This window comes from Rhizobium sp. J15, from assembly GCF_002531825.1.
Lineage (GTDB): Bacteria > Pseudomonadota > Alphaproteobacteria > Rhizobiales > Rhizobiaceae > Rhizobium.
Genome location: NZ_NWSX01000013.1, coordinates 30,148 through 52,020 on the forward strand (window position 1 = coordinate 30,148; position 21,873 = coordinate 52,020).

Consider the following 21,873-nt stretch of genomic DNA (forward strand, 5'->3'; position numbering starts at 1 on the left):
CCTTAGACTTCCACCAGCCCGAGCTTCTTCACCTGGCGGATCGTCAGCATGGTGCGCACGGTATCGACATGTTCGTTCGCCGTCAGCACTTCGATGACGAAGTCCTGGAAGTGGGTGAGGTTTTCCGCCACGCAGTGCAGCAGGAAATCGCTGTCGCCCGAGACCATCCAGGCCTGGCGCACCAGCGGCCATTCGGTGGTGGCGGCGGCAAAGGCCTTGAGATTGCCTTCCGACTGGTGCTTGAGGCCGACCATGCAGAAAGCGACCAGATCGAAGCCGAGCTTCGGGCTGTTCAGCATGGCGTGATAGCCCTCGATGATGCCCGCTTCCTCGAGCTTGCGCACCCGGCGCAGGCAGGGCGGCGCCGAGATGCCGACGCGGTCGGCGAGCTCCACATTGGTCATGCGGCCGTCGGCCTGCAGCTCCCGGAGGATCTTTATGTCGATGACGTCGAGTTCCGTGCGACCCACATCGCGGCCTTTCTTTAATTCTTCGCGGCGAGCTTCTATATAAAGCCGCGGAATACGCAAGAAAGTTTCAAGCCGATGACGGATTCTTGCACATCAAGGCGATTTGCCTTGTTGGTAATGCAAGGCTGCCCTTGAATAATAGCATTGGACGTTCATAAATGGCGCATGGACCGCGAAACGGCCGTAATCGCTATTTAGCCGCCGCCCTCCTGCCAGTCGAAAGGAAATGACATGCCCGCCCGCCACACAAAGGTGCTCATCATCGGTTCCGGACCCGCCGGCTATACTGCCGCGGTCTATGCCGCGCGCGCCATGCTGAAGCCGGTCCTGATCGCCGGCCTCGAACAGGGCGGCCAGCTGATGATCACCACCGATGTCGAGAACTATCCGGGCTTTGCCGATCCGATCCAGGGCCCCTGGCTGATGGAGCAGATGCTGCAGCAGGCAAAACATGTCGGCGCCGAGATCGTCAACGACCTCGTGACCGAAGTCGACACGAACCAGCGTCCCTTCGTCGCCCGCACCGACAGCGGCCAGGTCTGGACCGCCGATACGCTGATCATCGCCACCGGCGCCAAGGCCAAGTGGCTCGGCATCCAGAGCGAGCAGCATTTCCAGGGCTTCGGCGTTTCGGCCTGCGCCACCTGCGACGGCTTCTTCTATCGCAACAAGGACGTGATCGTCGTCGGCGGCGGCAACAGCGCCGTCGAAGAGGCGCTCTATCTCTCCAATATCGCCAAGTCGGTAACGGTCGTGCACCGCCGCGACTCGTTCCGCGCCGAGAAGATCCTGCAGGAACGACTGTTCGCCAAGGAAAACGTCAAGGTGCTCTGGAACTCGGAAGTGGCCGAGATCACCGGCACGCCGGCCAAGCCCCCGATGCCGCAGTCCGTGTCCGGCGCGCGCCTGCGCGACGTCAGAACCGGCGCGATCACGGAAATGCCGGTCGACGGCGTCTTCGTCGCCATCGGCCACGCGCCCGCGACCGAGCTTTTCAAGGGCAAGCTGAAGCTGAAGGACAACGGCTATCTCTGGACCGCGCCGGATTCGACCGCGACCAGCCTCGAGGGCGTCTATGCCGCCGGCGACGTGACGGACGATACGTTCCGCCAGGCAATCACCGCCGCCGGCATGGGCTGCATGGCAGCACTTGAAGCCGAGCGATATCTGACAGGCCACATGCCTGTCGCCGTGGCCGCGGAGTAAGATCGGCATGAGAGGCGGGGGAATGCCACTGGATTGGGACAAGCTGCGTATTTTTCACGCAGCTGCCGAAGCGGGTTCGTTCACGCATGCGGCGGATAAGCTGCATCTGTCCCAATCGGCCATCAGCCGCCAGGTGAGCGCGCTGGAGCAGGATGTCGGCACCAAGCTGTTTCACCGCCATGCGCGCGGCCTGATCCTGACGGAACAGGGCGAGCTGCTTTACCGCACCGCCCATGACGTGCTGCTGAAGCTCGAAACCGTCAAGATGCAGCTCACCGAGACGACCGAGACGCCGTCCGGCAAGCTGCGTGTCACGACCACGGTCGGTCTCGGCCAGGGCTGGCTGACCGACAAGATCCAGGAATTCCTGCAGCTTTATCCCGATGTGCAGATCCAGCTCATCCTCGACAACGAGGAAGTGGATGTGAACATGCGCCATGCCGATTGCGCCATCCGCCTGCGCCAGCCGCAGCAATCCGACCTCATCCAGCGCAAGCTCTTCACCGTGCACATGCACGTCTATGCGGCCCCCTCCTACATCAATCGACACGGCGAGCCGCAGAAGATCGAGGATCTCGACAATCACCGCATCATCACCTTCGGCGAGCCGGCGCCGAGCTACCTGCTCGACGTCAACTGGCTCGAGGTTGCCGGACGCTCCTCCGACAACAAGCGCATTCCGCATCTGCAGATCAACAGCCAGACCTCGATCAAACGCGCCTGCCTGCTCGGAATCGGCGTCGCCTGCCTGCCCGATTACATCGTCGGCCGCGATCCCGGCCTGATTCAGCTGGCGATCAATGCCGACGTGCCGTCTTTCGACACCTATTTCTGCTACCCTGACGAGATCAAGAATGCCGCCAAGCTGAAGGCTTTCCGCGATTTTATCGTCAGCAAGGCTAGAAACTGGAACTTTTAAGCCAGATTTATGGAATGTTTTCCATACTATGCAAAGAGCGCATGACTGGCATGCACAAATGTGGGTTGCCGTTTGCCCATTAAACCACCATATCGCACATAGCTGATGCACATGGTGGCTTTTCCTCCCAGTTCCACCGCATTAGCTGTTCCCCTCTGGAGGTTTTTGACCTTCACACTTATAAGGGCCCTGGTTTTCCAGCGGCCCTCTTTTTTTTGCCTTTGCTCACTGGGAAATGCCGCACCGCAAAAAATTTGTGCGGCGCATAGCAGGCATGCACAAAAAAGCATTGAAACCTGCCTAAGGAAGCACCATATCCCTCTCAGCTGATGCATTTCGTGGTTTCTCTCCCAGTACCACCGCATTAGCTGTTCCCCTCTGGAGGTTATTGACCTTCACAATTCAAAGGGCCCTGGTTTTCCGGTGGCCCTCTTTTTTTTGCCCAAAATTTGCTCAATCGCCAAAAGCTGCGCTCTCACGCCTCTGTGATTTGCATATCGCCTTGAGCCGATCAATATATCGATCAAACACGATTTATAGTTCGGCAAACGACGATGGATAAAGACGAGATCATGAAGGCGCTTGCCCATCCCACCCGGATGGACATTCTGAGCTGGCTGAAAAACCCGGGGGAACATTTCCCCTCGCAGGAGCATCCTTTCGAAATGGGCGTCTGCGCCAGCCAGTTCGAGCGCTGCGGTCTGTCGCAGTCCACGGTCTCTGCCCATCTCGGCACGCTGCATCGCGCCGGCCTCGTCACCACCAAGCGCGTCGGCCAGTGGATCTTCTACAAGCGCGACGAAGAAACGATCGCGGCATTCCTCAAGCAGCTGACGGAAGATCTTTAGCTGATCCTCATAGGCCTCGGACCGCCGGCTCTCACCAATCCCTCCGCCAGGGGCCGGACCGCCCTCATCCCTGCGAAGTGATCCTCCCCCGCAAAAGAAAGGACCATCATGGCCAAGCTTTTCGAACCCGCCAAGGTCGGCGACATCTCCGTCAAGAACCGCATCGTCATGGCGCCGCTCACCCGCAACCGCTCCCCGGGCGCGATCCCCAACGACCTCAACGTCGAATATTACCGCCAGCGCGCCACGGCCGGCCTGATCATCACCGAAGCGACGGCGATCACCCATCAGGGCCAAGGTTATGCCGACGTGCCCGGCCTCTACAGCAAGGAAGCGCTCGATGGCTGGAAGCGTGTGACCGACGCCGTCCACGCAGCCGGCGGCAAGATCGTCGTCCAGATGTGGCATGTCGGCCGCATCTCGCACACGACGCTGCAGCCGAACGGCGGCAAGCCGGTCTCCTCGACCAATCGCGTCGCTAAGGCTAAAACCTATCTGGTCAATGCCGACGGCGGCGGCAGCTTCGCCGATACCTCCGAGCCGCGCGCGCTGGAAACCTCCGAAATCCCCGGGATCATCGAGGATTACCGCAAGGCCGCCCGTGCCGCCGTCGACGCCGGCTTCGACGGTGTCGAAATCCATGGCGCCAATGGCTACCTGCTCGATCAATTCATCCGCGACGGCGTCAACGACCGCACCGACCAGTTTGGCGGCCCGATCGAAAACCGCACCCGCCTGGCTTTCGAGGTCGTCGACGCGATCGTCAAGGAAATCGGCGCAGGCCGCACCGCAATCCGCATCTCGCCGGTGACGCCATCGGGCGAAAGCTACGATTCCAATCCGCAGGCGACCTTCACCCATGTCGTCGAGGGCCTGGCGAGATACGGCCTTGCCTATATCCATGTCATCGAAGGCCAGACCGGCGGCGATCGCGACTATCGTCAGGGCGACAACCCTTCCTTCGATTACAAGGCGCTGCGCCAGGCTTATGAAAAGGCCGGCGGCAAGGCGAGCTGGATGGTCAACAACGGCTATGACCGCGACCTGGCGATCGACGCCGCCGAAAGCGGCCGCGCCGATCTCGTCGCCTTCGGCAAGCCCTTCATCGCCAATCCCGATCTGGTCGAACGGCTGGCAAAGAAGCTGCCGCTCAACACACCCGACCAGTCGACCTTCTACGGCGGCACTGCCAAGGGCTATGTCGACTATCCCACGCTCGAAAAGGTCGCCTGAGCCTTCAGGATGCGAACTGCGAAATCCCGCCGAAAGGCGGGATTTTCATTTGCAACGCATCTTTGTAGGGTGTCGCCATGTTCGCTTCCTATCTCGAACGCTGGTCGCTGATCTCAGACGGCGAGCCCATCATCACCCATTCGAGCCGCCTGCTGCCGGTCCTCTGGCGGGACAGGCCCGCCATGCTGAAAGTGGCAACCGATATCGACGAACGATACGGCGCACGGCTGATGCAATGGTGGGACGGCGACGGCGCGGCTCACGTCTATGCCCATGAGGACGATGCCGTGCTCCTGGAAAGGGCAATGGGAAAACGCTCGCTGCTTTCCATGGCGATGGATGGCGAGGACGACGAAGCGAGCCGCATCCTCTGCCGGACCGCCGCGCGGCTGCATGCACCGCGCGAAAAGCCGCTTCCCGATCCCATTCCCCTCACCCGCTGGTTCCGCGATCTCGAACCGGCCGCCGGCAAACATGGCGGCACGCTTGCCGACTGTTCGGCAATCGCCAATGCCCTCCTTGCCGATCCGCGCGAACCCGCTGTCCTCCACGGCGATATCCATCACCAGAACATTCTCGATTTCGGGGCGCGCGGCTGGCTGGCGATCGATCCCAAGCGGCTCCATGGCGAGCGCGGCTTCGATTTCGCCAATATCTTCGCCAATGAAGAACTGCCAACCATTACCGATCCAGCCCGTTTCCGCCGCCAGCTCGCCGTCGTCTCCGCGGAGGCCCGGCTGGAACCGAAACGGCTGCTGCAATGGATCGCCGCCTATTCCGGCCTTTCCGCCGCCTGGTTCCTCGGCGATCCGAACGTTGAACAGGCCGAGACAGCCTTGACCGTCGCCCGCATCGCGCTTTCAGAACTTGCGGCTTAGCGCGCCTTCTGCAGCGAATGGCCGATGAAGGCCGTCGCCGCGTCATGATGCGGTTCGGGGAGGCAGCCAAGCGCCACGAGCGACGCCCGCACCGCCTCGTCGATCGGCGTCTGCGGCTCCTTGCCGAGTTCGGCGACAAGCTTGGCGTTGCTCATCCTGAGCGGCACCTTCCAGAGATAACGCATCTCCTTGATCTCGCGCATGATCGGAACGAAGGGCGCGGCGAGCGGCACGATCCACCAGGGAAACCGTCCGATCCTCGCTCTGCCGCCGGCAACGCGCTTGATCGCTTCCGCCATCTGCAGGCCGTCCGCGTCCCAGAAACCCTCCATCTGATAGGCGGCGAAAGGCGGCAGTCGGTCGGCCCGCTCGACAAGCTGGACGACGGTTTCGGCCATGTCGGGCAGATAGGCCCATTGATGGCCGACGCCGCGCCGCCCGGGATTCCTGATCTTGCCGACCGGCTTGCCCGGCGTCACCAGACCCGATGAGAACCAGCTGTTTGCGGTCGTGCCCGGGCCGAAGAAATCTCCCGCCCTGACGATGATGGCGCCGGCGCCGGATTGCGACGCCGCCTCCAGCCGCTTCTCCATCTTGACGCGGATCGCCCCTTTCGTCGTCAGCGGATGCTGCGGGCTTTCTTCCGTCGGCGCCGGCAGGGCATCGGGGCCGAAATTATAGACGTTGCCCGGCAGCACGATGCGGGCGCCGACGGCTGAGGCAGCGGCGATGCTGTTGTCGAGCATCGGCAGCACCAGGCTTTCCCAGTCGCGATAGCCCGGCGGATTGACGGCATGGACGATCAGGCGAACGCCTTCGGCCGCCCTCAGCACGTCGCCGGCCTTCATCGCATCGCCCTGCACCCACTCGAATACCGGCTCCTTCTTCGCTGCCCTGGCCGCATCGCGGTTGAGCGCCCGGATGCGCCAGCCACGCGCCGAGAGCTTGCGCGCCACCGCGCCGCCGATACCGCCGGTCGCGCCGAGCACGAGGGCCGTCTTCATATCTCCACTCATGACAATCATCTCCTTCGACTGCATGAGAGGGAGTATGCGCCTGGAAAACGATAAACAAAATTGACGAAATAAGTGCATCTGATATACGAAAATATATGGATATCGAACCGAGCTGGGATTTCTACCGCAGTTTCCTGACCGTGCTTCAGCAGGGCTCGCTTTCGGCCGCCGCGCGTGAACTCGGGCTGACCCAGCCGACGATCGGCCGCCATGTCGATGCGCTGGAAAAAGCGATCGGCGCCGAGCTTTTCATCCGCTCGCCGAACGGCCTGCTGCCGACCGACGCCGCACAGGCGTTGAAACCCTATGCGGAGACGCTGGCCGCAACCACAGCCGCGCTCCTGCGCACCGCCTCCGGCGAGCGTGAGCGCGTTGCCGGAACGGTGAGAGTCAGCGCCAGCGAGGTCGTCGCCGTCGAGGTGCTGCCGAAAATACTTGGGAACCTGCAGGAGACCTATCCGGAACTCCAGATCGAGCTCTCGGCATCCGATGTGATCGAGGATCTGGTGAACCGCGAAGCCGATATCGCCGTGCGCATGGCCGAGCCGCAGCAGGATGCGCTCATCGTGCGCCGCATCGGCGATATTCCGCTCGGCTTCCACGCCCATCGCCGCTATCTCGAGCGGCACGGCATCCCCGAAACCATGGCGGATCTCGCCAACCACCGGCTCATCGGCTTCGACCGGCAGACGGCCTATGTCCGTCTGGTGATGAAACGCTATCCGGCGCCGGAAGGCATCAAATTCTCCTACCGGACCGACAGCAATCTCGCCCAGCTGTCCGCGATCCGCGCCGGCGTCGGCATCGGCATCTGCCAGATCGGACTGGCCCGCGAGAACCCCGATCTCGTTCATGTCCTGCCCGATGCTTTCGGCATACCGCTCGGCACCTGGGTGGTCATGCATGAGAGCCTGAAAACCTCGCCGCGCTGCCGCGCCACTTTCGACGCGCTGGTCAAGGGTCTCCAGGACTACCATCGCTATTCCACCAGCGAGTGAACCCAAATCGCAATCGATTTCGGGCAAGAATCATGGGTAAATCTCCGGGCAATCGCGGGAGATGAAGATGCACAAGCCGGTCGAACTGGTAAGCTATGACAAGCAATGGCCGGAGGCCTTCCAGCGCATCCGGGGCAAGCTCCTGGCCCTGCTGCCGCAGGCGCTCGCCATCGATCACGTCGGCAGCACCGCCATCCCCGACATGGCCGCCAAACCGCTCATCGATATCGACATCGTTCTTCCCGGTCTCGAACATATCGAGGATGCGACCCGCGCGCTTCTCTCGGAAAATTACGAGCCGCGCGGCAACCGTCATGACGACGAGATGTGGGCATTTCTATCGACAGGTTTGGCGCCGGCGGAGCGCGTCTACCTTTGTCCGGTCGGCAACCGCACGCATAAAAACAGGCTGGCTTTCCGGGATTATCTCATCGCGCATCCCGAGGCGGCGGCCGATTATGCCGCGCTCAAATTGAGGCTGGCAGCCGAATTCAGGATGGATGGCGATCGCTACACCGCGGAGAAACGCGAATTCGTCGATACGATCGTCACGCGAGCTTTGAGAGGCGACGATTAGCGTCCGGCGCTCTGCGAGGCGCCAGTCGTGCGTTCCTGCCAGAAGCCGTCGACCACCTCTGTTTCCGGCCGGTCGCCGCCCTCGGCATATTCCTCATGCCATTTGCCGTTTTCGTCCTGCCAGCTGATCTCGGCGGAATCGCCGCCGACCTGCTGTTCGGCCGCGACGATGCGCGCAGCCTCGAGCGCCTCGGCATGGCTCGGGAATGCCTCGGAATAGACGCCTCCCAGCCTGTAGGCCCAGCCGCCGTCATGCGGCACGACTTCATAGACCACCTTGATCATGCATCCGTCTCCTCATCTTCCTGTTGCGCATGCGCATGCTTCCGGACAGGGTCCGGATCATCGCGGCCGCGTGACGAGAATTCGAGGACGCCGCGATCTGCTTTCCGGCCCCGATGGCGTTCAGTATTCCATTAAACGCCGAAGACTGCAAATAGCAGAGTCCCGGAGCACGCTTCCCATCCGAAATCAGTGACTTAGTTAAAAGGCATGAAACGGAACGGGAGCCGGGATTTGGAGATCGCGTCGCGCCTGAAAGAGGAAAGGTTTCTGGTCATTGCGCTCGCCGCCGCGGTGACCGCCTATCTTCTGGAGCATACGGTCATGGAGATGGGGCGCGGCCTGGCGCTCATCGCCGCCGCGGCACTGGTCGCCACCATCGTGCTCGCTTCGATCCGTGTCGCCCATCATGCCGAACTGCTCGCCGTCAAGGTCGGCGATCCCTACGGCACGATGATCCTGACGCTTTCGGCTGTCGCCGTCGAAGTCATCATTCTCGCCATCATGATGACCGGCGAAAGCTCTCCGACGCTCGTGCGCGATACGATCTATTCGGCCCTGATGCTCGATATCAACGGCATTCTCGGCCTTGCCGCCCTGCTCGGCGGCCTCAAGCACGGCGAGCAGCCCTACAACGACAATTCCGGCAAGACCTATGGCGTGATGATCCTCACCGCCATGGGCATCTCGATGATCGTGCCGGAATTCGTGCCGAGGGATAAATGGCATTATTACTCCGCCTTCACCATCGTCGCGATGATCGCTCTCTACGGCCTCTTCCTGCGCATGCAGGTCGGCCAGCACAGCTATTTCTTCAGCTACAGCTATCCGCGCTCCGAGCGGAAGAAGGAAGGTCACGGCGAAGACGGCTCCGAGGAGTCGGCCGCGGTCTCGATCGCCACTATTCTCGTCGGAGTCGTCATTATCGGCCTGCTGGCGGAGTTCATGTCGGCCTTCATGAGCGAAGGTCTGCGCGACAGCGGCGCGCCGATCGCCATCACCGCCGTCGTCGTCGCGGCAATATCGGCCGCCCCCGAGATCCTTACGGCTTTGCGGGCAGCCCTCAGGAATCGCATGCAGGCGACGGTCAACATCGCCATGGGCGCCTCGTTGTCGACGGTGATCCTCACCGTACCTGTGATGGAGGCGATCGCGCTCTACACCGGCCAGCCCTTCATCATGGCGATGACGCCGGTGCAGACGGTGATGGTGACGATCACGCTGATTGCCGCGGCGATCAACCTCAACGACGGCGAGACCAACGCCATCGAGGGCATGACGCATTTCATCCTCTTCGCCACCTTCATCATGCTGACGGCGCTCAGCCTTTGAAGTCAGAGCACCGCGGCGAAACTCATCCCTTGGACTTTTCGAGGAAACGCTCTTTGCGGGTTTTCGGCTTGAAGCGCCGGAAGAAATTTTCGATGGCGCGGATGGATTTGGTGACGGACATCAGCCGGTCGATCTGGCTGTTGGCATTGTGAAGCCGCTCGGACAGGACTTCGGCCGCCGTCATGGCGATCTCGATCGGCGGCACGTCGGGAAAGCGCTTGGCGAGCGCCGAATAGGGGCTGGCATCGACGCCGCCCATCATCGAGATCGAGCCCATCCTGGCAAAGAGGCGCAGGAAGATCTGCTCGAAGGTCCAGTCATGTACGTCGAAGACCTTCCACTTCTCGCTTCTCTTCGCCGAAAAGCCGGCCAGCAGGATCTTGCCCGGCAGCTTCAGGTCGGCGAGCCAGAGCGCCATCGCAAAGCCGCTCGTGGCGATCTTGCCCTGCGGGTAGAGATCGGCGAGCATCTGCGTCAGGTCGAGGTGGCGGGCTTTGGCGCCATTGAAGCGGCTCTCCTCGCTGAAGTTTTCCTCCGGGGAGACGCGAATATTGATGACGCCCAGGAAGTCGTCGCCGGCAAAGAAGCGCAGAACGTCCCCAACCTCACGGCGGTGGACGATATTGGCGCCCATCACACCGCTACGGGCGACCAGCACCGCATGACCGGCAAACGGTTCGTCGAGCACCTTGTAGACATTGTTGAAGAACACGTAGAGCGCCGTCTCCGGCAGCTCGCTTCTGAGCCGTTCGAAATCGACAGCTTCGCTGTTTGCCACCAGCACGACATGGGAATAGCGCGACAGCAGCGTTTTCCACGCTTCCGGTGTCAAGAGATTCACCCCGCCATCTCCGGCGGCCACGGTCCTGATATCGCTCGGCATTGATTCCATCGGCTCACATGCACTTTCCTTGGACGATCCGCTCGGCCCGCCTCGCTAGCTGTTGCTGAAATAGGCGCGCATCCTTGCAAGCCGCGTCAGCCCGCCGATCTGCTTTCCCACATGCGAGAAGAAACCGGCAACCCGGCCCGCCGCCGACGGCTGCCTGCAGAAGGACGCCCAGGGCGTATTGCGGAGATCCTCGGCATAGCGCTTGGCCATCCGGCGATGCACCCAGGGAACGCTCGCCTGCCACGGTTTCTTGCGGCCGGTGAAATGAAAGATGGCCGGCCGCTCGACGAAAGGCAAAAGCCCCGTCTGTGTGTTCCAGCGCGGATCGAGCACCAGCCAGTTGCCGTCGAAGGTGACGTTCAGCGCATCCTGGTCGTTGTTCTCGAACAGATGCGACCGCTCCTCGAAGATTTCCCGGGTCCTGGCGAAAAGACCCCTCTCCCGGCAGACCGACCAGTCGAACAGCAAGACGCCGGCATTGAAGTAGCGTCCGCCCTCGCCCATGCCGATCTTGCGCTGCCGCGCGCCCGATTTCTCGGGAAAGGCCATGACATAGTCATCGACGGCGGCAAGCGCCTTGCCCTGGAGGTCCCTGGTGAAGAGTTCGTCGACGGGAGCGACCGCCAGCACGTCGGCGTCGAGGTAGAGCAGGCGCTCGATATTCCCGGGGATTTGCAGATCCATATAGAGCCGCGCCAGCGTAGCCCTCGACCAGCGACCACGCGCCTGCAGTCCCGTCTCCGGCGTCGCATAAGGCAGCACCCTGATCGTCATACCATGCAGACGCGCGAAACTCTCGACCTCGGCGACCTCGTTCGGCTTGAGGTCGATGCCGAGAAGCAGGAACTCCACACCGGCGCTCGCCAGATTGCGCTTGACGGAAAGCAGCGTGCAGCAGGCAGCCGGCAGCATGTTGACGTCGGAACAGACGATGACGGCACTCAGCTGCAAAATCCGGCCTCCCAAAGCGGCAACTTGAACTTGATGCCGGATATCTAGTTGGTTTGGCGGCCGCCTGCAACCTGAGATCACCCGCACCACTGGTGCCCCCGTCACGATTTGAATCGGAATTCAACGACTTGCGAGGCGAAGCGGAATCGATGCCGCAAGGCCTTGAATCGAGATGTGAGCCTACAGCCGCAGCGCCAGCGGATGGCCGACGAGCAAACGGTCGACCGTCGCGAGCTGCAAGCCCTCGACCTTGCATTGTGCCAGCAGCAAGCGGTCGAAGGGATCGCGCGTCTCCGGCTCGGGATCGGCAGCAGTGATGACGTGCGGGACGTCGACGGGAAGGATCCTCAGCCCGGTCTCCCGAAGATAGATGGGAATGGTCTCCAGTGGCAATCCCGGCTGTAATTTCCCAAGCCTCGTCTTGATGGCAATTTCCCAGAGACTGGCAACGCTGACAAAGCCGCTGGCGGCATGGTCCGAAAGCAGCTGCTTGACGCGCGGAAAACGTTCCGTCAGCTGCTTCTGCGCAATCGCGATCACCATGTGCGTATCAAGCAGGACCCGCATGGTCACGGCAGCGGTTTCAAAAGGAAATCTTCCGGCAGAGGATCGTCGAAGTCGTCGGCAATATACATCTCCGTCCTCGTGATGCCCTTAGAACGGAGATAGGCCTCGCCGGCCTCGAGATTCAAACCGCCACGCTTCTGATGCGGCACGAGATCGAAGACCGGCCGGCCATTGCGCGTCACGACAATGGTCTCGCCTTCCTCGACCTCGCGGGCAAGCTCGGTCAGGCGGTTCTTTGCGTCGCGGATCGTAACGGTCTTCATGCCACAAATGTAGCTACATGCAGCCACATCGTCAACGCCGCAACAAAAAGGCCCGCCGTCACCGGCAGGCCTTCGATCTGTTGTATCGCAGTCCGCTTACTTGCAGGCGGCGCAGAAGCGCTGGATGCGGCGGCAGGCTTCCTCGAGCAGATCTTCCGAGGTTGCGTAGGAGATGCGGAAGTTCGGGCCGAGGCCGAAGGCGGAACCGTGAACGACGGCCACGCCTTCCGCTTCCAGAAGCTCGGACACGAAATCCTCGTCAGTCTCGATGACCTTGCCTGATGGCGCCGTCTTGCCGATCAGGCCGGCGCAGGATGGGTAGACGTAGAAGGCGCCTTCCGGAACCGGGCAGACGATGCCCTTGGCCTGGTTCAGCATCGACACGACGAGATCGCGGCGGCCTTCGAAGATCTTCTTGTTTTCGGGAATGAAGTCTTGCGTGCCGTTCAGCGCTTCGACGGCCGCCCACTGGGCGATCGAGGTGGCGCCAGAAGTCTGCTGGCCCTGGATCATGTCCATCGCCTTGATGAGCTGGATCGGGCCTGCGGCGTAACCGATACGCCAGCCGGTCATCGCATAGGCCTTGGAGACGCCGTTCATCGTCAGCGTGCGGTCGTAGAGCTTGGGCTCGACTTCGACAGGCGTCACGAACTTGAAGTCGCCATAGGTCAGGTGCTCGTACATGTCGTCGGTCAGCACCCAGACATGCGGATGCTTCATCAGCACGTCGGTCAGCGCCTTCAGCTCGGCATGCGTATAGGCCGCACCCGTCGGGTTGGACGGCGAGTTGAAGATGAACCACTTGGTCTTCGGCGTGATCGCCTTTTCGAGATCGGCGGCCTGGAGCTTGAAATTATGCTCCTGGGTCGCGGAAACGAAAACCGGCGTGCCGCCGCAGAGCGCCACCATCTCGGGATAGGAAACCCAGTAAGGCGCTGGGACGACGACTTCGTCGCCGGGGTTCAACGTCGCCATGAAGGCGTTGAACAGGATCTGCTTGCCGCCGGTGCCGACGATCGTCTGCTCCCAGGAATATTCCAGGCCATTCTCGCGCTTGAACTTGGCGGCGATCGCCTTGCGCAGTTCGGGAATGCCGGAAACCGGTGTGTACTTCGTCTCGCCGCGGTTGATCGCGTCGATGGCGGCCTTCTTGATATTCTCGGGCGTATCGAAATCCGGCTCGCCTGCGCCGAGGCCAATGACGTCGCGTCCTTTCGCTTTCAGCTCGCGCGCTTTCTGGGAGACGGCGATGGTGGCTGAAGGCTTCACACGGGAAAGAGCATCGGCAAGGAAGGCCATGATATCGGTCCTATTGGTTGAAACGGGCAGAAAGCCGGGACCGGAGTTCTGCGGTTAGCTCTATGTCCAATGTATGACGGCATTTCAAGCGCAAAGGCGTGATGGGGGCAATGATTCTTATTGATCATTTCGCCGCACCGGCAAGCCGGCCGCCGTCCTTGTCGGCAAGCTTTGCGGCGCGCGGCTGAAGCATTCCATGCAACACTTCAATCAATTCTTGAGAAATGCCGAGTTTCTTGCCATCTCTACACGAAAAATGACGTTAATACTCAATCTGGGTGAATTGCTTTTTAAGACTTTGCTGATGAACTGCCGGCATGACAAAGCCGCCTCGAAAACCTTCCACGCCACTGCGCATCGCGCCGGACGATCTGCAATTGGCTCCGGCCGAAGATCGGCAATACCAGCAGCAGACGGCCGGCCGGGCCATGGCTGCCCGTAACTATCTAAACCTCGATATGGCGATCCTGCTGGGCATTCTTTTCATTGCGATCGTCTTCAGGTTCCACAAGATCACCTTGCCGCTGGTCGACGGCTTCAGCTGGCGCGAAATAAGCACCGCAATGATGGCCGATAATTTCCAGCATCGCAGCTGGAACATCTTCTTCCCGGAGGTCAGCTGGACCGGGCCCGGGCCAAGCTATCAGGGCCGCGAGTTCCAGATCGTCAGCTATCTCACCGCCCTGCTCTACCAGCTCTTCGGCTGGCACGACTGGTTCGGCCGCGTGGTTGCGGCCTTCTTCGGTCTGGTGACGGTGGTTTCGCTGCACAGGCTGACGGCGCTGTGCTGGGGCGAGATGCACGCCCATGCGGCCGCACTGGCCTACGCGCTGATGCCGGCGGCAATCCAGATCGACAGCTCGTTTCTTCCCGATCCCGCCATGCTGGCCTTGGTCACGCTCGGCGTCTGGCTGTTCGCCAAATACTGGGCGGGCGGCAGCGGCTGGCTCCTGCCGCTCGCCACCGTCAGCTTCTCGCTCGGCGCGCTGTCGAAACCCCCGGGCATCGCTGCCGGCGCCGTCATCTTTTACCTGATGGTCTGCTGGATTCAGGAGAAGAAGTGGAAGCAGGCGGGCTTGGTCTTCCTGTTCGGGCTTTTAAGCCTGGCCATCATCGGTGCTTATTTCAGCTGGGCGATCTATCTCGCCCGCAGCTATCCGCCGTTCCATTTCGCCGGCAGCGGCGGCTATATCTGGGATTACGGCGTCTGGTCATACGTCAAGGACAGGTTCTACTTCCAATCCGCATGGAACACCTCCGTCTTGTGGTTCTATGGCTACCCGTTCATGGTCTTGTTCGCGGTCGGCTTGTGGATGCCGCCCAGCCGCGCCGAAGATCCAAAGCAACGCACCCTTTCGGCCATTCCCTATGTCTGGCTGGCCGCGGCTTTGATCCTTTATCTCGCCGCGGCGGGCGAGATCACCAGCAATGTGTGGAACCTCCACATCTTCCATGTGCCGGCGGCGATATTCTGCGGCCACGGCGCGCTTCTTCTGGCGAAGCTCTCATCGAAAACCTTTCTAACCCCGGCGGTCGTGCTCCGCGCGATCTGTATCGTGATCGTCGCTGTGGGCTGGTCGACCCTTCCGCTCGTCAGGACGATGAAGAAGCCGATCGCCATGAACGGCAAGCTGCTTGGCGAGGAACTGGCGCGACTGGCGCAGCCGGGCGACCTCGTCGTCGCCATCGCGCCCGAGGTCGGCGATCCCGTCGCGGTGTACTACAGCAGGGCGCGCGGCTGGGTGTTCCCGCCCGGCGGAGGCGATTCCGAATGGTCGAAATTCGTCGCCGATGACGCCACCGCGATCGCGCAGCTGGAGGAACTGCGCGCGCAGGGCGCGGATCTGTTCGGCGTGGCCAAGAACGCCGCCGACAACGAGCGCCGGCTGTTCGTCGAGCATCATGACGGGGTCGTCGACTACCTGGACAGGACCGCAACCAAGCTTACGGATACGGACGAATTGCTGGTCTACAGGATTACTCGCCCCTGACCTATGTCTTTTGAAATCAGACAGATCGCCGGATTTCGTCATCGCCACGAATAAGCCGCAACAAATGCCGCACGCCGCCGCAATTCGGTCGCGAGCGCGCCGAGATCGAAGCCGCATCATTGCGTCATCCAAAATTGGTTATTGAGGGTACGCCAATGTTTCTGGAAGACGAGCTCGCCATCGGGCGCATACGCATGCGCCGGATTTCCATTTCATTTCTTGTCGCCGCCACCGCCTTTGTCGCCTGCGTCGCCGCCATGCTGGGGCTGGCCTCCGCCGCCCGCGCCGAGGCGCAGCAGGCATCCGGACAACTCGCGGCACTTGTCCGGCCGAACGACGTCAACAGCGGCTCGCTGCTCTTTCCGTCGAAGGAGCCGGGCTTCTATGTCGAAGCGCCGCGGCTGAAGACCGACGTCGCAATCGACGTCTCCGGACCGATCGCCAGGGTGAAGGTGACGCAGCGCTTCCAGAACCCGAGCCAGGGCTGGGTCGAGGGCACCTACGTCTTCCCCTTGCCGGAGAATTCCGCCGTCGACGCATTGAAGATGCAGATCGGCGAACGCTTCATCGAAGGCCGGATCAAGCCCCGCCAGGAGGCCCGCGAGATCTATGAACAGGCCAAGGCCGAGGGCAAGAAGACGGCATTGCTCGAACAGCAGCGGCCGAACATCTTCACCAACCAGGTCGCCAATATCGGCCCCGGCGAAGAAATCGTCGTGCAGATCGAATACCAGCAGACGGTCCGCCAGTCCGGCGGCGAGTTCTCGCTGCGCTTCCCGATGGTCGTCGCGCCGCGCTACAATCCGACGCCAATCGTCCAGACCGTCGAGTTCAACAACGGCGCCGGTTTCGCCACGCCGAGCGACCCGGTGGAAAACCGCGACAGGATCGAAGCCCCCGTGCTCGATCCGCGCGAAAACGCCAGGATCAATCCGGTCTCGCTGACCGTCGACCTCAAGGCCGGCTTCCCGCTCGGCGACGTCAAATCCTCCTTCCACGAGGTCGATATCCGGCAGGATGGCGACCAGGCGAGAGCGATCAGCCTCAAGGGGGATTCCGTTCCCGCCGACAAGGATTTCGAGCTCACCTGGAAGGCCACGCCCGGCAAGACACCGAGCGCCGGCCTCTTTCGTGAGGTCATGAACGGCAAGACCTATCTGCTCGCCTTCGTCACGCCGCCGACGGCGCCGGATGCGGCAGCGCCGGCCAAGCGCGAGGTGGTCTTCGTCATCGACAATTCCGGCTCCATGTCCGGCCAGTCGATCGAGCAGGCAAGGCAGAGCCTGGCGCTCGCCATTTCCAAGCTGAACCCGGACGACCGCTTCAACGTCATCCGCTTCGACGACACGATGACCGATTATTTCAACGGCCTCGTCGCCGCCACGCCAGACAATCGCGAAAAGGCCATCGCCTATGTCAGAGGCCTGACCGCCGACGGCGGCACCGAAATGCTGCCCGCCCTCGAGGCCGCGCTGCGCAACCAGGGCCCGGTCGCAAGCGGAGCGCTGCGCCAGATCGTGTTCCTGACCGACGGCGCGATCGGCAACGAGCAGCAGCTCTTCCAGGAAATCACCGTAAACCGCGGCGATGCCCGCGTCTTCACCGTCGGCATCGGCTCGGCGCCCAACACCTATTTCATGACCAAGGCCGCTGAAATCGGCCGCGGCACCTTCACCCAGATCGGCTCCGCCGACCAGGTGGCAAGCCGCATGGGTGAGCTCTTCGCCAAGCTGCAGAACCCCGCCATGACCGATATCGCCGCGAATTTCGAAGGCATCGCGGCCGAGGACATCACGCCGAACCCGATGCCCGACCTCTATAGCGGCGAGCCGGTCGTGCTGACGGCGGAACTGCCGGAGGATAAGCCGGCCGGCAAGCTGCAGATCATCGGCAAGACGGGCGACCAGCCCTGGCGCGTCGAGATGGATATCGCCAATGCCGCCGACGGCAACGGCATCTCCAAGCTCTGGGCGCGGCGCAAGATCGACGATTTCGAAGCCCGCGCCTATGAGCGCCGGGATCCCGCAGCACTCGACAAGGATATCGAGACGGTGGCGCTCGCCCACCACCTCGTCTCCCGCGTCACCAGCCTTGTCGCCGTCGACGTCACCCCGTCGCGGCCGGCCGACGAGCCGCTCGGCTCGGCGAAGCTGCCGCTCAACCTGCCCGAGGGCTGGGACTTCGGAAAGGTCTTCGGCGAAACCGACGGCGCGATACGCCGGGCCTCGGTGGAGCCGGCAGCAAACGCGGCACCGGAGCAAGTCGCAGCCGTCGCCTCGCCTGAGATCGCCACCATGATGGCCGCGGCGCCGACGGCGAAAGCCGCCACGCTGATCGCCCAGAAGAACGCGACCGTGAACCTGCCGCAGACGGCAACGCGGGCCGACGAGCAGATCATGCGCGGCCTCACCATGCTGCTGCTGGCGCTGGCGGCGGCAAGCGGGCTTGCCATCTGGCGCCGCCGCATCAAGGGCCTCGTCACGATCGGAGCCATGCGCGATGGCCGTTAGCAGCCATGAGGAAGCAGCCGAATTCGAGCCGCTTCCGACCTATCTGGAACTCGCCATGGCCGCCGCCACGGCGCATGACATGCCGAGGGCGCGGAGGAAGAAAGGTTTCTTCCTCTGGCGTCTTTCGCCGATCGAAAAGACGATCGCTTTCGCCATTTCAGCGCTTGCCCTTTATGGCCTGGCGCTGATCGGCGACGGTGTCCTGCTGAAGGGGAAGGCGGAGCTCTCGCAGGTCCTGCTGAAACGCGCTTTCGCCGCCGAACTGCGCGGCGAAGAGACGAAGCCCTGGCCCTGGGCCGATTTTACCACGGAAGCCAAGGTGCGCGCACCGCGCCTCGGCAAGGAGGCGATCGTGCTCTCCGGCGCCTCCGGCGAGGCCCTCGCCTTCGGCCCCGCCTGGCTCGCAAACACGCCGCAGCCCGGCGAGCAAGGCACCTCCGTCATCGCCGCCCATCGCGACACGCATTTCCGCTGGCTGCAATATATAAGGCCGGGCGACACGATCGAGATCACCCGCCGCGACGGCAAGCTGTTGACCTTCAAGGCCGGCGAAGGCCGCATCGCCCCATGGGACGCGAGCGGCATCGATCCCGCCTCCGACGGCCGCCGCCTGGCGCTGACGACCTGCTGGCCCTTCGATGCGACAGAACCGGGGTCGCTGCGCTACATTATCGAAGCGGAACTGGTGGACGGCGAGGCGACCGGCTCCGTTCAACCGGTAAACACAAAGCCGTTATTGCAGGCCGAATGAGGGTTGAAGCCGTCCCCTGCCCGCTCCACGTTCAGCATGAAGAGACGACGGGGAGCAAGATGAAGAGAATATCCGCCTTCCATTTCGCTGCAGCGCTTGTGTTCGCGGGCGCCGTATCGGCCGAGGCGGCCGATACCATCAATACACAGGGTCCCGCTGTTCGTGTGGAAAAACTCGCCGATGGCCTCGACCATCCTTGGGCGGTCGAGGCACTGCCCGACGGCGGCTATATCGTTACCGAGCGGCCGGGCCGCATGCGCATCATTCGTGACGGCAAACTGTCCGATCCGATCGGCAACGTGCCCAAGGTCAGTGCCCGTGGCCAGGGCGGCCTTCTGGACCTGGCGCTCGCCCCGGATTTTGCCACGAGCAGAAAGCTCTATTTCACCGCCGCCATGGCGAACGACCAGGGCTCCGGCACCGAAGCCTTCAGCGCGAAGCTTTCTGCCGACGAGAAGAAGCTCGAGGCTGTAACGCGTCTGTTCGGCATGCGGCGCTTCACATCCACCAATATGCACTATGGCTCGCGGATCGCGATTGCCCGTGATGGCACACTGTTCATCAGCGTCGGGGACCGCGGCGACCGCGACCGTTCCCAGGATTGGCAGGACAATGCCGGCGCGATCATCCATATCAATGGCGACGGCAGCATTCCCGCCGACAATCCCTTCAAGGACGGCGGCAAGGCGCTGGCGGAGATCTGGTCGAAGGGCCACCGCAACCCGCAGGGAATCACCTTCGACGCCAAGGACGGCAAGCTCTATACGGTCGAGCACGGCGCGCGCGGTGGCGACGAGATCAACCAGCCCGAAGCAGGCAAGAATTACGGCTGGCCGATCATCACCTACGGCCGCGACTATTCCGGCGCCGAGATCGGCGAAGGCGCGGCCAAGGAAGGGCTGGAACAGCCGCTGCATTATTGGGATCCGTCCATCGCGCCCGGCGCGCTCGCCGTCTATCGCGGCGTCATGTTCCCGGAATGGGACGGCGATTTCCTCGTCGCGGCCTTGAAATTCCAGCTGCTTTCAAGAATGCAGCGGGATGAGAGCGGCGCATTCGTTGCCGAGGAACGCCTGTTCGAAGGCGACTACGGCCGCATCCGCGACGTCGTCGTCGCGCCCGACGGCGCATTGTTGATGGTGACGGATGAGGACGACGGCGCGCTGCTCAGGGTCTCGCGCGCCGAGGCCAACAACGGTTGAATGTCATAACGAGCCGCGCAACTCCTTGCGGATGACGAATTTCAGCCCTGACCAGATCTCATCGACGGCGCACACCTTGACGTCGACCAGGCCGGTCGGAAGCAGGATCTCGCGCAGCACATCCTCGGTGATGTCAGTCGCCACGCGTGAACTCTTCTTCGGCCAGGAGATCCAGATCATCCCGTCCGGCCTCAGAACATGGAAAAGCGCAGACGCGGCAGCCTCGAGCGCCGCCCGTTCGGTCACAAACAGATGCACATAGTCGAACGCCCGCCGACGCACTTCGGGAAGCGTGCGGACCACCGAGGCGAAACCATCGAAACCATGGATGTCTTCGATTGCCTCGGGAACATCGAGAAGAACGGCCGCCTGCCCGTTCGCAAGGCCGAGCTTCCTGACGAGCGGCGTGCCGGAATAGCCCGCCGCACCATTCGCTGGCCGTTCTTTACGTGGCATGCCCTCACCTCCGCCGTCAGGGCTGAAGTCTTCACCCTTGCCGAACGGAAACGCAACTGCTAACCGCTGAGGCACATCCCCTACCCCTTCGAGGACGATATGACGCGCGTTCAGGCGAACCTCCTCCTGTTGCTTGCAGCCGCCATCTGGGGCGGCGGCTTCGTCGCCCAGTCGACGGCGATGAAGGCGATCGGCCCCTTCTGGTTCATCGCCCTGCGTTTCGCCGTCGCCACATTGGCGGTGCTGCCCTTCGTCCTCTTGGAAGCGCGCAAGGCGACGGTGAAGACGAACGCACGCCACGCGAAACTCTACGTGCTCACCGGCCTTGCCCTCTTCCTGGGCGCGGCCACGCAGCAGGTCGGGCTGCAGACGACGACGGTGACGAATTCCAGCTTCATCACCGGCCTCTATGTCGTCTTCGTGCCGCTCATTGCCGTCTTCTTCCTGCGCCGTGCCCCGCATTGGATCATCTGGCCGGGCGCGCTGATGGCTCTCGCCGGCATCTATCTCCTGTCCGGCGGCCATCTCTCGGCGCTGACAACGGGCGATCTGCTGACCGTCGTCTGCGCCGTCTTCTGGTCTATCCAGATCACCCTCGCCGGCACGACGGTTTCCAAGACCGGCAGGCCGCTCGCGCTGTCGGCCACGCAATTCGCCGTCACCGCGGTCTGCGCGTTCGTCATTGCCGCAGCCATCGAACCGATCAGCCTTTCGGCCATATGGGCTGCCGGACCTGAGATCCTCTATGTCGGCATCTTCTCGTCAGGCCTGGCCTTCGTGCTGCAGGTGATCGCCCAGCGCTACACGACGCCCTCCCAGGCGGCGATCTTCCTCTCGTCCGAAGCGCTCTTCGGCGCTTCGCTCGCAGCCCTGCTGCTCGGTGAGTCGATGCCGGCGACGGGATATACAGGTTGTGCGCTAATGTTTACCGCTATGCTTGTGGTCGAGCTCGTGCCGGGATTGACCCGCCGCCGCCTGCCGGCCGCCTGAACACGCGTCCAAATATGGGTGGATGCCGAATTCGAAAAAAATTTTAATGGATCCGGAAAGCCCGCTTACGTTGCATTTTTGGCAAAATCTGCCCGGAACTTACATTGCAGACGATATAAAACGTTAATCATTCCCTTTTCGCGAAGGAAATTTTGCGTTTTTGCGCAAATTGGCCGTTGGCGGGAGTGTGCTCTGAGCGACACGTTAAAAAACTTTTGCTTGCCAAAATCCCGGAAACGCCGC

22 protein-coding genes are annotated in these 21,873 nt (G+C 62.2%); 13 read left to right on the forward strand and 9 right to left on the reverse strand.

Going from position 1 to position 21,873, the window contains the following annotated elements; genetic code table 11:
- Window positions 1–2 precede the first annotated feature (2 nt).
- A complete protein-coding gene (locus tag CO670_RS13755) occupies window positions 3–470 on the reverse strand; it encodes an Lrp/AsnC family transcriptional regulator (RefSeq protein WP_009992419.1) in 468 nt (155 codons plus the stop codon).
- Window positions 471–701: 231 nt separating this feature from the next.
- Here CO670_RS13755 and trxB point away from each other — a divergent pair, with 231 nt between their 5' ends.
- The 5 genes from trxB (at window position 702) to CO670_RS13780 (ending at window position 5,554) form a co-directional block, all read left to right on the forward strand.
- A complete protein-coding gene (gene trxB / locus CO670_RS13760; RefSeq protein ID WP_097590743.1) occupies window positions 702–1,676 on the forward strand; it encodes a thioredoxin-disulfide reductase in 975 nt (324 codons plus the stop codon).
- 22 nt (window positions 1,677–1,698) lie between these two features.
- Window positions 1,699–2,595: a LysR family transcriptional regulator VtlR gene (locus CO670_RS13765; RefSeq protein ID WP_004671024.1), complete on the forward strand. Its 897-nt coding sequence runs from the start codon at window positions 1,699–1,701 to the stop codon at window positions 2,593–2,595.
- A gap of 554 nt (window positions 2,596–3,149) precedes the next feature.
- The gene (locus tag CO670_RS13770) at window positions 3,150–3,443 is read left to right on the forward strand and encodes a metalloregulator ArsR/SmtB family transcription factor (protein ID WP_097590744.1); all 294 of its coding nucleotides are present in this window, start codon (window positions 3,150–3,152) and stop codon (window positions 3,441–3,443) included.
- Between the two features lie 108 nt (window positions 3,444–3,551).
- The gene (locus tag CO670_RS13775; RefSeq protein ID WP_097590745.1) at window positions 3,552–4,676 is read left to right on the forward strand and encodes an alkene reductase; all 1,125 of its coding nucleotides are present in this window, start codon (window positions 3,552–3,554) and stop codon (window positions 4,674–4,676) included.
- Window positions 4,677–4,753: 77 nt separating this feature from the next.
- Window positions 4,754–5,554: an aminoglycoside phosphotransferase family protein gene (locus tag CO670_RS13780; RefSeq protein ID WP_097590746.1), complete on the forward strand. Its 801-nt coding sequence runs from the start codon at window positions 4,754–4,756 to the stop codon at window positions 5,552–5,554.
- On the opposite strand, the gene CO670_RS13785 is transcribed toward CO670_RS13780, so the two are convergent.
- The gene (locus CO670_RS13785) at window positions 5,551–6,570 is read right to left on the reverse strand and encodes an NAD(P)H-binding protein (protein WP_097590842.1); all 1,020 of its coding nucleotides are present in this window, start codon (window positions 6,568–6,570) and stop codon (window positions 5,551–5,553) included. The genes CO670_RS13780 and CO670_RS13785 overlap by 4 nt on opposite strands.
- Window positions 6,571–6,665: 95 nt before the next feature.
- Here CO670_RS13785 and CO670_RS13790 point away from each other — a divergent pair, with 95 nt between their 5' ends.
- Together CO670_RS13790 and CO670_RS13795 are read left to right on the forward strand one after the other, a co-directional pair.
- Window positions 6,666–7,568 (forward strand): LysR family transcriptional regulator, encoded by a 903-nt coding sequence (locus CO670_RS13790; RefSeq protein WP_097590747.1) that lies wholly within the window; start codon window positions 6,666–6,668, stop codon window positions 7,566–7,568.
- Window positions 7,569–7,629: 61 nt separating this feature from the next.
- Window positions 7,630–8,145, forward strand: coding sequence for a GrpB family protein (locus CO670_RS13795; RefSeq protein ID WP_097590748.1), 516 nt, complete (start codon window positions 7,630–7,632; stop codon window positions 8,143–8,145).
- Here the strand turns inward: CO670_RS13795 and CO670_RS13800 are convergent.
- Window positions 8,142–8,429: a DUF2188 domain-containing protein gene (locus tag CO670_RS13800; RefSeq protein WP_097590749.1), complete on the reverse strand. Its 288-nt coding sequence runs from the start codon at window positions 8,427–8,429 to the stop codon at window positions 8,142–8,144. The two genes, CO670_RS13795 and CO670_RS13800, sit on opposite strands and share 4 nt — an antisense overlap.
- Before the next feature lie 231 nt (window positions 8,430–8,660).
- Here CO670_RS13800 and CO670_RS13805 point away from each other — a divergent pair, with 231 nt between their 5' ends.
- A complete protein-coding gene (locus CO670_RS13805; RefSeq protein WP_097590750.1) occupies window positions 8,661–9,758 on the forward strand; it encodes a calcium:proton antiporter in 1,098 nt (365 codons plus the stop codon).
- Window positions 9,759–9,780: 22 nt separating this feature from the next.
- Here CO670_RS13805 and CO670_RS13810 read toward each other — a convergent pair whose 3' ends face one another.
- From CO670_RS13810 to CO670_RS13830, 5 genes are all read right to left on the reverse strand, one after another.
- A complete protein-coding gene (locus CO670_RS13810) occupies window positions 9,781–10,650 on the reverse strand; it encodes a 3-deoxy-manno-octulosonate cytidylyltransferase (RefSeq protein WP_097590751.1) in 870 nt (289 codons plus the stop codon).
- Window positions 10,651–10,695: 45 nt separating this feature from the next.
- Window positions 10,696–11,601: a glycosyltransferase family 8 protein gene (locus tag CO670_RS13815; RefSeq protein WP_097590752.1), complete on the reverse strand. Its 906-nt coding sequence runs from the start codon at window positions 11,599–11,601 to the stop codon at window positions 10,696–10,698.
- A 180-nt stretch (window positions 11,602–11,781) separates the two neighbouring features.
- Entirely contained in the window at window positions 11,782–12,168 is a 387-nt protein-coding gene (locus CO670_RS13820; RefSeq protein ID WP_097590753.1) for a type II toxin-antitoxin system VapC family toxin, read from the reverse strand.
- Window positions 12,169–12,170: 2 nt separating this feature from the next.
- Window positions 12,171–12,431, reverse strand: a complete 261-nt coding sequence (locus tag CO670_RS13825; RefSeq protein WP_097590754.1) for a type II toxin-antitoxin system prevent-host-death family antitoxin — start codon at window positions 12,429–12,431, stop codon at window positions 12,171–12,173.
- Window positions 12,432–12,527: 96 nt separating this feature from the next.
- A complete protein-coding gene (locus tag CO670_RS13830) occupies window positions 12,528–13,730 on the reverse strand; it encodes a pyridoxal phosphate-dependent aminotransferase (protein WP_097590755.1) in 1,203 nt (400 codons plus the stop codon).
- A 317-nt stretch (window positions 13,731–14,047) separates the two neighbouring features.
- Here CO670_RS13830 and CO670_RS13835 point away from each other — a divergent pair, with 317 nt between their 5' ends.
- From CO670_RS13835 to CO670_RS13850, 4 genes are all read left to right on the forward strand, one after another.
- Window positions 14,048–15,721 carry a glycosyltransferase family 39 protein gene (locus tag CO670_RS13835; protein ID WP_097590756.1) on the forward strand — a complete coding sequence of 558 codons (1,674 nt, stop codon included), beginning with the start codon at window positions 14,048–14,050 and terminating at the stop codon, window positions 15,719–15,721.
- A 155-nt stretch (window positions 15,722–15,876) separates the two neighbouring features.
- Window positions 15,877–18,231 carry a marine proteobacterial sortase target protein gene (locus CO670_RS13840; RefSeq protein ID WP_097590757.1) on the forward strand — a complete coding sequence of 785 codons (2,355 nt, stop codon included), beginning with the start codon at window positions 15,877–15,879 and terminating at the stop codon, window positions 18,229–18,231.
- The gene (locus CO670_RS13845; RefSeq protein ID WP_097590758.1) at window positions 18,221–18,982 is read left to right on the forward strand and encodes a class GN sortase; all 762 of its coding nucleotides are present in this window, start codon (window positions 18,221–18,223) and stop codon (window positions 18,980–18,982) included. Before CO670_RS13840 ends, CO670_RS13845 begins: the two co-directional genes overlap by 11 nt.
- 59 nt (window positions 18,983–19,041) lie before the next feature.
- Complete coding sequence (locus tag CO670_RS13850) at window positions 19,042–20,184, forward strand: PQQ-dependent sugar dehydrogenase (protein ID WP_097590759.1); 1,143 nt, start codon at window positions 19,042–19,044, stop codon at window positions 20,182–20,184.
- Window positions 20,185–20,187: 3 nt separating this feature from the next.
- Here CO670_RS13850 and CO670_RS13855 read toward each other — a convergent pair whose 3' ends face one another.
- A complete protein-coding gene (locus tag CO670_RS13855) occupies window positions 20,188–20,640 on the reverse strand; it encodes a DUF3052 domain-containing protein (RefSeq protein ID WP_097590760.1) in 453 nt (150 codons plus the stop codon).
- A 99-nt stretch (window positions 20,641–20,739) separates the two neighbouring features.
- On the opposite strand from CO670_RS13855, the gene CO670_RS13860 reads away from it, so the two are divergent.
- Complete coding sequence (locus CO670_RS13860; protein WP_097590761.1) at window positions 20,740–21,630, forward strand: DMT family transporter; 891 nt, start codon at window positions 20,740–20,742, stop codon at window positions 21,628–21,630.
- Window positions 21,631–21,873 lie beyond the last annotated feature (243 nt).

Excerpts from the sequence above, each read along its gene's own strand:
- CO670_RS13795 (WP_097590748.1), top strand. The coding sequence starts at position 7,630 with ATGAAGATGCACAAGCCGGTCGAACTGGTAAGCTATGACAAGCAATGG.
- CO670_RS13790 (WP_097590747.1), top strand. The coding sequence starts at position 6,666 with ATGGATATCGAACCGAGCTGGGATTTCTACCGCAGTTTCCTGACCGTG.
- trxB (WP_097590743.1), top strand. The coding sequence starts at position 702 with ATGCCCGCCCGCCACACAAAGGTGCTCATCATCGGTTCCGGACCCGCC.
- CO670_RS13840 (WP_097590757.1), top strand. The coding sequence starts at position 15,877 with ATGTTTCTGGAAGACGAGCTCGCCATCGGGCGCATACGCATGCGCCGG.
- CO670_RS13860 (WP_097590761.1), top strand. The coding sequence starts at position 20,740 with ATGACGCGCGTTCAGGCGAACCTCCTCCTGTTGCTTGCAGCCGCCATC.
- CO670_RS13810 (WP_097590751.1), bottom strand. The coding sequence starts at position 10,650 with ATGGAATCAATGCCGAGCGATATCAGGACCGTGGCCGCCGGAGATGGC.
- CO670_RS13775 (WP_097590745.1), top strand. The coding sequence starts at position 3,552 with ATGGCCAAGCTTTTCGAACCCGCCAAGGTCGGCGACATCTCCGTCAAG.
- CO670_RS13770 (WP_097590744.1), top strand. The coding sequence starts at position 3,150 with ATGGATAAAGACGAGATCATGAAGGCGCTTGCCCATCCCACCCGGATG.
- CO670_RS13825 (WP_097590754.1), bottom strand. The coding sequence starts at position 12,431 with ATGAAGACCGTTACGATCCGCGACGCAAAGAACCGCCTGACCGAGCTT.
- CO670_RS13820 (WP_097590753.1), bottom strand. The coding sequence starts at position 12,168 with ATGCGGGTCCTGCTTGATACGCACATGGTGATCGCGATTGCGCAGAAG.
- CO670_RS13765 (WP_004671024.1), top strand. The coding sequence starts at position 1,699 with ATGCCACTGGATTGGGACAAGCTGCGTATTTTTCACGCAGCTGCCGAA.
- CO670_RS13800 (WP_097590749.1), bottom strand. The coding sequence starts at position 8,429 with ATGATCAAGGTGGTCTATGAAGTCGTGCCGCATGACGGCGGCTGGGCC.
- CO670_RS13780 (WP_097590746.1), top strand. The coding sequence starts at position 4,754 with ATGTTCGCTTCCTATCTCGAACGCTGGTCGCTGATCTCAGACGGCGAG.
- CO670_RS13850 (WP_097590759.1), top strand. The coding sequence starts at position 19,042 with ATGAAGAGAATATCCGCCTTCCATTTCGCTGCAGCGCTTGTGTTCGCG.
- CO670_RS13830 (WP_097590755.1), bottom strand. The coding sequence starts at position 13,730 with ATGGCCTTCCTTGCCGATGCTCTTTCCCGTGTGAAGCCTTCAGCCACC.
- CO670_RS13855 (WP_097590760.1), bottom strand. The coding sequence starts at position 20,640 with ATGCCACGTAAAGAACGGCCAGCGAATGGTGCGGCGGGCTATTCCGGC.
- CO670_RS13845 (WP_097590758.1), top strand. The coding sequence starts at position 18,221 with ATGGCCGTTAGCAGCCATGAGGAAGCAGCCGAATTCGAGCCGCTTCCG.
- CO670_RS13785 (WP_097590842.1), bottom strand. The coding sequence starts at position 6,570 with ATGAGTGGAGATATGAAGACGGCCCTCGTGCTCGGCGCGACCGGCGGT.
- CO670_RS13835 (WP_097590756.1), top strand. The coding sequence starts at position 14,048 with ATGACAAAGCCGCCTCGAAAACCTTCCACGCCACTGCGCATCGCGCCG.